Annotated in this window: 13 protein-coding genes; 3 read left to right on the top strand and 10 right to left on the bottom strand. The window is 71.2% G+C overall.

Annotated features, from left to right (window positions below):
* Nucleotide 1 precedes the first annotated feature (1 nt).
* Together ACSHT8_RS28200 and ACSHT8_RS28195 are read left to right on the top strand one after the other, a co-directional pair.
* Entirely contained in the window at nt 2-766 is a 765-nt protein-coding gene (locus tag ACSHT8_RS28200) for an alpha/beta fold hydrolase (protein WP_436494037.1), read from the top strand.
* A 14-nt stretch (nt 767-780) separates the two neighbouring features.
* On the top strand, nt 781-1,071 hold the full coding sequence (locus tag ACSHT8_RS28195) for an MGMT family protein (RefSeq protein ID WP_436502206.1): 291 nt from the start codon (nt 781-783) through the stop codon (nt 1,069-1,071).
* On the opposite strand, the gene ACSHT8_RS28190 is transcribed toward ACSHT8_RS28195, so the two are convergent.
* The 5 genes from ACSHT8_RS28190 to ACSHT8_RS28170 all read right to left on the bottom strand — a co-directional run bounded on the left by ACSHT8_RS28190 (nt 1,068) and on the right by ACSHT8_RS28170 (nt 4,995).
* Nucleotides 1,068-1,259 carry a hypothetical protein gene (locus ACSHT8_RS28190; RefSeq protein WP_436494035.1) on the bottom strand — a complete coding sequence of 64 codons (192 nt, stop codon included), beginning with the start codon at nt 1,257-1,259 and terminating at the stop codon, nt 1,068-1,070. The genes ACSHT8_RS28195 and ACSHT8_RS28190 overlap by 4 nt on opposite strands.
* A 242-nt stretch (nt 1,260-1,501) precedes the next feature.
* Nucleotides 1,502-2,293, bottom strand: a complete 792-nt coding sequence (locus tag ACSHT8_RS28185) for an alpha/beta hydrolase family protein (RefSeq protein ID WP_436494033.1) — start codon at nt 2,291-2,293, stop codon at nt 1,502-1,504.
* A gap of 82 nt (nt 2,294-2,375) precedes the next feature.
* Complete coding sequence (locus tag ACSHT8_RS28180; RefSeq protein ID WP_436494031.1) at nt 2,376-2,735, bottom strand: tetratricopeptide repeat protein; 360 nt, start codon at nt 2,733-2,735, stop codon at nt 2,376-2,378.
* Complete coding sequence (locus tag ACSHT8_RS28175) at nt 2,732-3,712, bottom strand: pirin family protein (protein ID WP_436494029.1); 981 nt, start codon at nt 3,710-3,712, stop codon at nt 2,732-2,734. Before ACSHT8_RS28175 ends, ACSHT8_RS28180 begins: the two co-directional genes overlap by 4 nt.
* A gap of 50 nt (nt 3,713-3,762) precedes the next feature.
* Nucleotides 3,763-4,995, bottom strand: coding sequence for a BtrH N-terminal domain-containing protein (locus ACSHT8_RS28170; protein ID WP_436494027.1), 1,233 nt, complete (start codon nt 4,993-4,995; stop codon nt 3,763-3,765).
* Between the two features lie 367 nt (nt 4,996-5,362).
* On the opposite strand from ACSHT8_RS28170, the gene ACSHT8_RS28165 reads away from it, so the two are divergent.
* The gene (locus ACSHT8_RS28165) at nt 5,363-5,737 is read left to right on the top strand and encodes a hypothetical protein (RefSeq protein WP_436494025.1); all 375 of its coding nucleotides are present in this window, start codon (nt 5,363-5,365) and stop codon (nt 5,735-5,737) included.
* Here the strand turns inward: ACSHT8_RS28165 and ACSHT8_RS28160 are convergent.
* The 5 genes from ACSHT8_RS28160 to nirB are packed head-to-tail and all read right to left on the bottom strand — an operon-like array spanning nt 5,706 to nt 10,941.
* Nucleotides 5,706-6,194 (bottom strand): hypothetical protein, encoded by a 489-nt coding sequence (locus ACSHT8_RS28160; protein ID WP_436494023.1) that lies wholly within the window; start codon nt 6,192-6,194, stop codon nt 5,706-5,708. The two genes, ACSHT8_RS28165 and ACSHT8_RS28160, sit on opposite strands and share 32 nt — an antisense overlap.
* 31 nt (nt 6,195-6,225) lie before the next feature.
* Nucleotides 6,226-6,909 carry a sirohydrochlorin chelatase gene (locus ACSHT8_RS28155; protein WP_436494021.1) on the bottom strand — a complete coding sequence of 228 codons (684 nt, stop codon included), beginning with the start codon at nt 6,907-6,909 and terminating at the stop codon, nt 6,226-6,228.
* On the bottom strand, nt 6,906-8,063 hold the full coding sequence (locus ACSHT8_RS28150; RefSeq protein ID WP_436494019.1) for a uroporphyrinogen-III synthase: 1,158 nt from the start codon (nt 8,061-8,063) through the stop codon (nt 6,906-6,908). The genes ACSHT8_RS28155 and ACSHT8_RS28150 overlap by 4 nt, the downstream gene beginning before the upstream one ends.
* Nucleotides 8,060-8,413: a nitrite reductase small subunit NirD gene (gene nirD, locus ACSHT8_RS28145; protein WP_436494017.1), complete on the bottom strand. Its 354-nt coding sequence runs from the start codon at nt 8,411-8,413 to the stop codon at nt 8,060-8,062. The genes ACSHT8_RS28150 and nirD overlap by 4 nt, the downstream gene beginning before the upstream one ends.
* The gene (gene nirB / locus ACSHT8_RS28140; protein ID WP_436494015.1) at nt 8,410-10,941 is read right to left on the bottom strand and encodes a nitrite reductase large subunit NirB; all 2,532 of its coding nucleotides are present in this window, start codon (nt 10,939-10,941) and stop codon (nt 8,410-8,412) included. The genes nirD and nirB overlap by 4 nt, the downstream gene beginning before the upstream one ends.
* Nucleotides 10,942-11,086 lie beyond the last annotated feature (145 nt).

The raw sequence follows: 11,086 nt of genomic DNA, 5'->3' as shown, positions 1-11,086 counted from the left end.
CATGTCAGACGGCTTACACGTCCACGCCTACGGCTCGGCGGACTCCCCGCCGCTGGTGATCCTGCACGGGGTCTGCGGGCACGGCGCGCGGTTCCGCAGGCTGGCCGAGACGCACCTGCGCGACCACCACGTGATCGCTCCCGACCTGCGCGGACACGGCCTGTCCGACTGGCTGCCGCCGTGGACGCTGGAGCAGCACGCCGCCGATCTGCTGCGCGTCCTCGACTCGCGCGGGATCGACAAGGCACCCGTGGTCGGCCACTCCTACGGCGGGTTGGTCGCACTGCACCTGGCCCGGCTGGCGCCGCAGCGGGTGACCGGGCTCGTGCTGCTCGACCCGGCGGTGAACGTCAAGCCCGCCCAAGCCCTGGAGTACGCGCAGACCTCCGACGTCGTCCGGGCCGACCGCGCCGAGGCGCTGGCGACGCAGCGCCACGACTGGCCGGGTGAGCCGGAGGAGCACATCGAAGAAGAGGTGTCGGCGAACTGGGTCGAGGTCGACGGCACCTGGCGGCCCCGCTACTGCCCCGCCGCGGTGATCACCGCGTGGAGCGAGATGTGCCGCGCGCCGGTCCTGCCGCCGCCCGGCCTGCCGACGCTGCTGGTGGAGGCCACGCGGGAGGAGTTCGTGGGACCCGACTTCGTCAAGGCGTGCCGCTTCACCATGGGCGCCGAGTTCACGCACGTGGGCGTCGACCTCGGGCACATGGTGTATCTGGAGAACCCCGCGGGCACGGCCAAGCTGATCAAGGAGTTCGTGTCGTGACCGTCGATGAGGCCATGCACGAACGCATCCGGGAAGCCGTGCGCTCGGTCCCCGCAGGTCGCGTCGCCACCTACGGCGACATCGCCGACCTCGCGCGCGCGCCGTCGCCGCGGCTGGTCGGGCGGGTGCTGTCCGAGGACGGGCACGACCTGCCGTGGCACCGGGTGCTGCGGGCCAACGGGACCCCGGCCCCGCACCTCGCCCGCGAGCAGCTTGAACTGCTCCGCGGCGAGGGCGTCTTGGCGAACGGGGAGAAGGTCGATCTGAAGGTGTACCGCTGGGGAGCGGAACCAGGGCTGTTCTAGTAGCCCTTCACCGTGGCCGGGTCCAAGCCCAGCATCTCGAGCAGGCGCAGGCAGTCCTGGGCGTCGGCGGCGTGGTCGGCGACGGTCCGGGCGGCGCGGTGGCACTGCTCGGCGTTGTGGATGGACTCGATCTCGCGTGCGGCGGCGATCCGCCCGACCGTGGGAGCGAGCTCGTGGGCAAGCGTCATGAAGGCAACCTTCCTAAAGGCGGCCACCGCGCGAGAAGAGCATCGAGGTTGCTCACAGGGAATCCCACGGCGTGCCGGCCGGGAATAGCTTCCCCCACTCTTTCAGCCCAATCGGTCCGCGCACAACCCCCCGAAAGAAGGCGACCCGGACTGTTACCAACTGGTCACAGGCGGTTTTCCCTGGTCAGTACCGATACTGGCGGAATTTCGGCCCGCGCGGGCGGGTAGACCAATGCCGATCTTCAGTCGATCTCGGGGGTGAACGACTCCGGCAGGTACGGGTCTGCCCACGCCGCGATCAGCTGCGCGACCCGCTTGGCGTGCAGCGACGCGGTGAGCAGATGATCAGCCCCGTCGAGCGAGACGAACGACTTCGGATGCCGTGCGGCGGTGTAGATGGCCGCGGCGTTGGAGACGTCGACCACCTCGTCGTCGGGCGAGTGCAGGATCAGCAGCGGGCGGCCCAGGTTCTTGATCCGGTCGGCCTGGCGCTGCTCGCGGAGGTCTTCGAGGAACTCGCGGCGGATCCGGAACCAGCGGCCCGCCAGCTCGACCTCGGCCTCGCCGTCGGCCTCGATGTCCCCGACCGCGTGCGCGAAGAGATGGGCGACGTGGGATGGGTCACTCGGGGCGCCGATGGTCGCCACGGCCTTGGCCTCGGGGATGTCCGCCGCGGCGGCGAGGACGGCCGCGCCGCCGAGCGAGTGGCCGATGAGCAGATCGGGCGCGGCGAAGTGGTCGCGCAGGTGGTCGGCGGCCTTGACGATGTCGGCGACGTTGGAGGAGAAGGTGGCGTGCGCGAAGTCGCCACCGGACTCGCCGATACCGGTGAAGTCGAAGCGGAGGACGGCCAGGCCGCGGTCGGTGAGGGAACGCGACACCCGCCGGGTGGCCTGGTAGTCCTTGCCGCCGGTGAAGCAGTGGGCGAAGAGGGCGTAGGCCTCCGGCGCCTTGGGCGGGAGGTCGAGGACGCCGGAGAGGGCCTCGCCGCCGGAGCCGGTGAAGGTGAGGGGGTGGTGGCGCTCGGTTCGCACGACTACCTCGCTGACGGTGACGCGGTGGAGGACACGCGCAATGATCGCCGAGATGGCCCGGGCAGCGCCCGGGCCATCGGGTCTAGCGGCGGGATTCCGCCGTCGCCAGCAGCTCCGCGGACTCCGCGGTCCCCAGCATCGCGTCGGCCAGCCGCAGGTACGGCACGGCTTCGGCGTGCCTGCTCTGCCGGGCCAGGGCGCGGCCCAGCAGCGTCAGGGCGAACGCGTCGGACGGGTCCAGCTCGACCAGGCGCCGGGCGGTGGCCTCGGCCTTGCCCAGCGCGGCCGACTGGAAGTGGGCCAGCGCCAGTTCGGTCAGCACCGAGCGGGAGTCCGGGGCCTGTTCGGCCGCCTCGGCGAGGTAGCGCGCGGCGACCGAGGGGTTGCCGCTCTCGCGGTAGAGGCGGCCCTGCTCCAGCAGAGTCGGTTCCAGCACTGTCATGTCAGCTCCTCGTCGGAACTCGTGCGGTGGATGGCCGGGATGGTCCCGAGCCTGCCCGCCTGGTAGTCGTCGAACGCGTCCAGGATCTCCTGGCGCGTGTTCATCACGAACGGCCCGTAGCGCGCGACCGGTTCGTTGATCGGCTTGCCGCCCAGCACGAGGATCTCCCAGCTGGGCGAGTTCCCCGGCTGCGTGTCGGCGGCCTGCATGGTCAGCGCCTCGCCGCGGCCGAACACGGCCAGGTGGCCTTCGTCCAGCGGCCGCCGCTCGGCGCCGACGGTCCCGCGGCCCGAAAGCACGTAGACCATCGCGGTGAAGTCCTCCGGCCACGGCATCGCCAGCCGCGCGCCCGCGCTGAGCGTGGCGTGCAGGTAGGTGATCGGGGTGTAGGTCGACCCCGGCCCCTTGTGCCCGTCCAGCTCACCGGCGATGACGCGCACCAGGGCGCCGCCGTCGTCGCTCGACAGCAGTCGGGCGTCGCGGGCCTCGATGTCCTGGTAGCGCGGCTGCGTCATCTTCATCGAGCGCGGCAGGTTGACCCACAGCTGCACGCCGTGGAACAGCCCGCCCTTGGCGATGAGTTCGGGCGGGGGCATCTCGTTGTGCAGGATGCCCGCGCCCGCCGTCATCCACTGGGTGGAGCCGTCGGTGATCAGCCCGCCGCCGCCGATGGAGTCGGTGTGCTGCATGGCGCCGTCGATCATGTAGGTGACCGTCTCGAACCCGCGGTGCGGGTGCCATGGCGCGCCCTTGGCCTCCCCGGGCCCGTACTCGACCGCACCCATCTGGTCGAGCAGCAGGAACGGGTCGGCGTCGGACAGGTCGACGCCCGGGAATGGGCGGCGGACCTGGAAGCCCTCGCCTTCGAGGAACTTCTGCGCCTTGACGACCTTGGTCACCCCGCGCCAGTCGGTGGCGGTCTCGGGCAGTTCGGGCAGCCGCGGCAAGGTCAAGGTGTCGGCGGTGATGGCAGGCATCTCGGCCCCCTCCCACTCAACGGCCACCCCAGCGGCGACCTGTCTGAACCCTACAACTTAGTTGCGCTCTCAAGTATTCCGACGGCCGCGGTCTCGGCGGTGTGGATCTCAGCGATCCGGGCGCCCATGTCGGCGAAAACGGCCTCGGCCTCGGGGAACGGCTCACGCAGGCGCAGCTCCCACAGCTCTTCTGCCGCCTTCGCACACGTCTCCCGGCCCGCGTCACCGTCGCCGACCGCTGTGGAGATCGTCTCAACCAGCTCCCTGATCCGCGCGACGACCGGGATGTCGGCGGGGAACGCGGCCTCGGCCAGCCCGTGCCACATGCCGCCGATCTCGCGCCACCTCTCCGCCTCCTCACCCAACGCGGGCCGGTCGAGGATCCCGGCGGCCTGGTCGAGGAAGTCGGCGAACAGGCCGCGATGGTTGCCGCCGGTCATGCCCGCGGGCTCGATCCCCTCCCAGACGGACGCGAGCGCGTTGAGCAGACCGCCGTCGGCGAAGACCCGCGGCCACGCCTTCTTGTTGCGCTGGTCGGTCATCATCCGCGACCACTTGCGCCACGCGGGCAGCGAGAACGAGTCCGACCGCTGGCTGAGCAACTCGACCACGTCCTCGATGCCCGTCTGGACGGCGGGCGCGATCCGCGCGGGGTCGACTTCGCCGTCGACGGTGAGGGCGAGGTTCTTGTACGACCCGACCCGGGCACAGGCACGCTCGAAGTCGTCGATGGGGACGGTCAGCGGGCTGTGGTTGCGGTCGTCGAGGTGGACCCGGTCACCGTCGATCGCATAGGCGAGGACGGCGTGCCCGCCGTGGCCGTCGAGCGTTGGCGGGGCGTTCCAGTAGCCGATGTTGAACCAGTCGGGCCAGACCATGACCGGCCGCCCGGCGTCCAGGTTCTCCTTCAACCGCCGCGTCGCGGTCTTGGCGCCACCTGTCTGCTCGTTGAGGGTGAACCCGAGCCGCTCCGCCGCCCGCCGCGACGGCTCGGCGATGCGCTGCCAGCGGCTGGTGAAGGCGAGGGTGAGCACAGGTCCGTGGCTGAACTCCCAGAGGATGTACCCGGCGCCGATGCCGCCGCTGATCCCGAAGACGAGCGCCTCATCGAGCCCGAGCTGCTTGGCCAGCGCCGCCGACTCGGGGTCCTGCCCACCGCGGAGGGTCCAGCCGTGATCGGTTGGGGCCACGCCGACCAGGTGGGCGCGGGCGGTGGAGTACCGCTCACCGGTCTTGGCCATGCGCGCCCGAATGCGCGCCTTGAGCTGCTTCTTGTCCGTCATCGCCAAACCTGTCCTGATCACCTTGGGCGTGACGAGCTACCCACGCTTGTCGTCCCGCCCCTGTGATCATCGTCCAGGTGGCTGCGGTTCGCGTCCCGAGGCGCCTGCGTCCCCTTTGCCTCCGCGGGTGCCCGACGGCGTGGGAGCCGGGTCAGGAGGTTCGGCGCGGAACTCGCCGTGCGGTGAGGATAGAACGCCGGACCGCGCTTGGGCCACACCTTCGAGGGAACCCTCTGGGCGATCTTGATGTGTGTTCGAGCTGGCTGAAACCATGATCCAGATCCCCCGCATGCCGAGTTCGGTGAGAGCGATTCGCTGTCGACATGCGAGGAGTGCCCGGCGTTCTCGGGAAAGGGTGGTGGCGGGCGTGAAGACCTATCAGGTCGATGTGTCTCGCGACGGCAGGTTCTGGATGGTCCGGGTTCCCGAGATCGACCGGTCCACCCAGGCCCCCCGCCATCGGAACGTGCGGCCCATGGCGGCCGAGCTCATCGAGATCATGACCGGTGCCACCGAGTTCGATCTGAACATCACAGTCACCCTTCCCAGCGAAGTCGAGGTCCATCTCGCCCGCGCCGAGGTGTTGCGGGCGGAGGAGTCTCGTGCGGCCGTCCGCGAGTTGCTCGCGCAGGGGCTTTCGCAGCGGGAAGCGGGCGAGGTGCTGGGGCTGTCCGTTCCAGCGGGTCAACCAGCTCGTCAACTCGTGAGTGTCAGCCGCCCTGGGGCCACATCGAGTAGATGAGCGAGTCGCCGTCTGTGCAGATGGCCTGTGGGAGGGCGGGTTCTGGGGCCTGGGCGCAGGTGAAGCCGGCGACCTCGATCGGCGGCAAGGCCGGGTCGGGTGTGGGGCGCTCGGCGTAGTAGTCGAACAGGACGGCGCCCGCCTGGTCGCAGTTGACGCGGCCGGAAGGGGTCTCCACGACCACGGCGTGCATGTCCTTGCCCAGCGCACCCTTGAAGAGCTGGTCGCAGTACTTGGACGGGGCGCTCTCGTCGACCGTGGGGATCGGGCGGGCCGTGGCCTTGGTCGTGGGCAGCGTGGTCTTGATCGTCGTCAACGGCTTGCGGGTCGTCGCCGTGGGCTCGGCTGTCGTGGTGGGCTCAGCCGTGGTGGTCTGGGACGAGCCGGACGCGGTGCCGGTGACGGGAGTGGCGCAGCCCGCGATGAGCAGGAGCAGCAGGCACGCGACGAGTTTCATGACCAGCGTCTCGGTGCCGGAGCCTCCGCCGTTACGCCGCGGCCCGGTAGAAGAGACCTTCGGCATACCGGCGGACGACCAGGTCAGCGACCTTCGGGTGGTCCCCCAACGGCTCGGCGACCACGTCCGCCGGGCACCCCGCGACCGCCCGCTGGAACAGCCCGGGCGCCAACAGCCACGACGCCACCGCGACCCGCGCGGCCGATTCCCGCACCTCGGCCACGACCTCCGCGATCCCGGGCTGAGCCGTGGCCGCGTAGCCGATCCGCACGACGCCGCCGGTCCGTGCGCCCAACAACAGAGCCGCGCGGCGGACGTCGGCGAGGGCTCGTGGGTCCGAGGAGCCTGCCGCGGCCATGACGACCGCGTCCCCTGGACGCCAACCGGCCTCCGCCAGCCGCTCGTGCATCGCGGCGACCAGGCTCGGGGCCGGACCCAGAGCGGCGGTGACCACCACGTCGCGGGGACCGGCGGCCTCGATCTGGGCCGGGACGTCCACCCGCACGTGGTAGCCGGAAGCCAGGAAAGCCGGGACGACGATCGCCGGGCCGCGCACCGAGCGCAGGACCGTGGTCACGTCGGGCGCGCGGACGTCGGCGAAGGCGACCTTCACCGGGGTCTCGGGCAGCAGGTGCCGGACTTCGTCGGCCAGCGCGTGGGTGGTCCGCGCACCGGAGGCCGCTCGGGTCCCGTGCGCTACGAGGATGAGGGTCACGTGAGCGGTACCGCCAACCGGTAGCCGCGCTTCACCACGGTCTGCACCAGCGTCGGCGCACCCAGCGCCGCGCGCAGCCTGCCGACCGCGGTTTCCACGGCGTGCTCGTCGACGCCCGTCTCCCGGCCCGAGTGTTTGCGCAGCACCCCGGCCAGCGCTGGGCGCGACAGCACCCGGCCCGGCGTCGCCGCCAACGCGCGCAGCAAAGCCATCGGCGCGGGCGGCACCGGGCGCAGTTCGCCGTCGAACACCACGGCCTGGCCGCGCAGTTCGAGTTCGCGGCCCTCGATCGGCAGCCGCACGGCGCGCTGCGGCAGCGCCACCGCCAGTTCGCGGACGAGAGCACCGATCCGGGCGCGGTCCGGGCACACCACCGGCACCCCGGCCGCGACCAGCGGACCCGCCGTGATCGACCCCACGCCCACCACGAGTACGCGCGTGCGCAGCATCTCCAGCAGCGCGTCGAGCCTGCCTTGGCGGTCGGCGGTCTCCAGCACGCTCGCCGCGGCGGGCGCGCTGGTGAAGGTCAGCGCGTCGACCTGGCCCGCGAGGACCGCGTCGAGCAGGCGCTCCAGCGGCGCCGGGTCGGCGGGGCCGGTCCAGCGGTAGACCGGGATCTCCACGACCTCGGCCCCGGCCGCGCGCAGGGCGTCGACGAATTCGCGCAGTGGCTCACCGTGCAGCTGCACGGCGATGCGCTTGCCCTGGACGCCCTCTGCCAGCAGGTAGTCCAGAAGTTCGGCGCTGGCCTCCGACTCCGGGGACCACGTCTCGACCAGCCCGGCGGCCCGGACCGCGCCCTTGGCCTTGGGGCCGCGCGCCAGGACGGCGGCGGTCTTGAGCACCGCGAGCAGCTGCGGGCCGAGGCCCCAGCCGTCGGCGGCCTCGATCCAGCCGCGGAAGCCGATGCCGGTGGTGGCCACCGCCACGTCGACCGGGCCGTCGAGCAGGCTGGTGGTGGCCGCGAGCAGGTCGCTGTCGTCGGCCAGCGGGATGATGCGGATGGCGGCCCCGTGCAGCACGGTGGCGCCGCGTCGCTCCATCAGGGCGCCCAGCTCGTCCGCGCGGCGCGCGGCGGTGACACCGATCGTGTAGCCCGCGAGCGGGGCTATCGGTGTGTCGATCACCTCGGGCACCTCCAGGAGCATGGTCATAGCCGCCCCAACAGGATGGTCGCATCCAGGACGCACACCGGGTATGTGGGGACTGACACGTCGGCGTCTTCCAGGCACACCCCCGTGCGCAGATCGAAGTGCTGTTTGTGCATCGGGGACGCCACGACGGGCACGCCGCCGAGATCACCGACGATACCGCGTGAGAGCACCGCCGCGCCGCTGAACGGGTCCACATTGGAGACCGCGTACAGCGCGTCGTCGTGGGTGCGGAACACCGCGACCTGGGTGCCGTCGGGCAGCAGGACGGCGACGCCCTGCTCGCGGCCGAGCCGGTCGACGGGGCAGACCTCGACCCAAGTCTCGGTGGCCAACACAGCTTCCGCGGTCATCGGGCACTCACCTCCGGGATACCGAGCAGAACGGGGACCTTGTCGCCGGGAACCTTCTGACCGCGCTCCTCGCGGAAGGTGATCGTCGGGTCCGGCGTGCCGGGCGCGTTGACGAACGAGCTGAACCGGGCCAGCTTCTCCGGGTCGGCGAGCACGCCTGCCCACTCGTCGGCGTAGCCCTCGACGTGGCGGGCCATCTGCGCCTCCAGTTCCGCGCAGAGCCCCAGGCTGTCGTCGACGACGACGTCGCGCAGGTGGTCGAGCCCGCCTTCGAGGCTGTCCAGCCAGGTCGAAGTGCGCTGCAGGCGGTCGGCGGTGCGGATGTAGAACATCAGGAACCGGTCGATCACCTTCAGCAGCGTCTCCTTGTCCACTTCGGACACCAGGAGGTCGGCGTGCCGGGGCATCATCCCGCCGTTGCCGCCGACGTAGAGGTTCCAGCCGTTCTCGGTGGCGATGATCCCGAAGTCCTTGCCCCGCGCCTCGGCGCACTCGCGGGCGCAGCCGGACACCGCCGACTTGAGCTTGTGCGGCGCGCGCAGGCCGCGGTAGCGCAGCTCCAGCTCGATGGCCAGGCCGACGGAGTCCTGCACGCCGTAGCGGCACCAGGTGGAGCCGACGCACGACTTCACCGTGCGCAGCGCCTTGCCGTAGGCGTGGCCGGACTCGAAGCCCGCGTCCACCAGCCGCTTCCAGATCGCCGGGAGCTGGTCGACGGTGGCGCCGAACAGGTCGATGCGCTGCCCGCCGGTGATCTTGGTGTAGAGCCCGTAGTCCTGGGCGACCTGGGCGATCACCATGAGCTTCTCCGGGGTGATCTCGCCGCCGGGGATGCGCGGCACCACGGAGTACGTGCCGTTGCGCTGCATGTTGGCCAGGTACTTGTCGTTGGTGTCCTGCAGCGTGACCTGCTCGCCCGCCAGGATGTGCTCACTGCCGAGCGAGGCGAGGATCGACGCGACGGCGGGCTTGCAGATGTCGCAGCCGCGCCCGGCCCCGTGCTGGGCGACGAGGTCGCTGAACGTCCGGATCCCGGTGACCCGCACGATCTCGAACAGCTCCGCGCGCGACTGGCTGAAGTGCTCGCACAGCGCCTTGGACTGCTCGACACCGCACGCGCCGAGCAGCTGCTTGAGCATCGGCACACACGAGCCGCACGACGTGCCCGCCTTGGTGCAGGACTTCAGCGACGGCACGTCCTGGCAGCCGCCCTCGAGGATGGCGTGCTTGATGTCGCCCTTGCTGACCGCGTTGCAGGAACACACCTGCGCCTCGTCGGGCAGCGCGTCGATGCCGACTCCGCCACCACCGCCGGACGGCGCGAGGATCGCGCCAGGGTCGCCGGGGAGCGCGCGCCCGACCATCGGCCGCAGCATCGCGTAGTCGCTCGCGTCGCCGACCAGGACGCCACCGAGCAGCGTCTTCGCGTCGTCGGAGATGACGAGCTTCTTGTAGGAACCCTTGACCGCGTCGTTGAACACGACTTCGAGCGCGCCCTCGGTGGCCGCGTGCGCGTCACCGAAGCTGGCCACGTCGACGCCGAGAAGCTTCAGCTTGGTCGACATGTCGGCACCGGGGAAGCTCGCCGTCCCACCGAGGATCCGGTCGGCGACGATCTCGGCCATCGAGTAGCCCGGGGCGACCAGGCCGTAGACCATGCCGTCGAGGTTGGCGCACTCGCCGATGGCGTAGATGTCGGGATCGGTGGTGCGGCAGCCCGCGTCCACCATGATGCCGCCGCGCTCGCCGACGGCGAGGCCGGCGTCGCGGGCGAGCTGGTCGCGCGGGCGGATGCCCGCGGAGAAGACCACGAGGTCGAGGTCCAGCTCGATCCCGTTGGAGAGCTTGGCGAGCAGCCGCCCGCGGTCCTCCTCGATGGAGGACGTGGACGCGCCCGCGTGCACGGTGACGTCGAGCCCCTCGATGAGCCGCTTGAGCAGCGCCCCGCCGCCTTCGTCGACCTGCAGCGGCATCAGCCGCGGCCCAAGCTCGACCACGTGCGGCGACAACCCCATGTCGCGCAACGCCTTCGCGGCCTCAAGCCCGAGCAGACCACCGCCGACGACCATCGCGGCGCCACGGCCCTTGCCCTGCCGGGCTCGCTCGGCGGAAGCCTTGATGGCGTCGAGGTCGTCGATGGTCCGGTAGACGTGGCAGCCGGGCAGGTCACGGCCGGGCACCGGCGGCACGAACGGGAACGAACCGGTCGCCAGCACGAGAACGTCATAGCCCTGAACGCGGCCGGACGCCGTGGTGACCTTCCGGGCACCCCGGTCGATGGCCGTGACCGCGTCGCCGAGCACCAGCTCGACGTGGTCGTCCCCGGCGAACTCGGCACCGTCGAGCTGCAGGGCCAGCGGATCCCAGCTGTCCACATAGGACGTCAGGGCGACCCGGTCGTACGCGGGCCGCGCCTCCTCGGCCAGCACCACGACCCGCCAGCCGCGCTCGACGTCCCGGTCGCGCAGCGCCTGAACCAGGCGGTGCCCCACCATTCCGTTGCCGACGACGACGAGTGTCCGCGCCATACCGGTGCCTCCCGAGGGTTTGATGCTCAGACAAGAGTGCGTTCCGCCCGTGTCGACCCGACTTCTCCCCTGTTGCACCCCTGTTACGTATCCCTCCCTCCGCAGGTCAAAAGCACGTGCGCGTGAGCCACGACACCCCGACACG

It is taken from the genome of Actinokineospora sp. HUAS TT18, assembly GCF_051364635.1.
Classification (GTDB): domain Bacteria; phylum Actinomycetota; class Actinomycetes; order Mycobacteriales; family Pseudonocardiaceae; genus Actinokineospora.
Note: the sequence above shows the minus strand (reverse complement) of the source record. Positions and strands in the feature narration are given on the sequence as shown.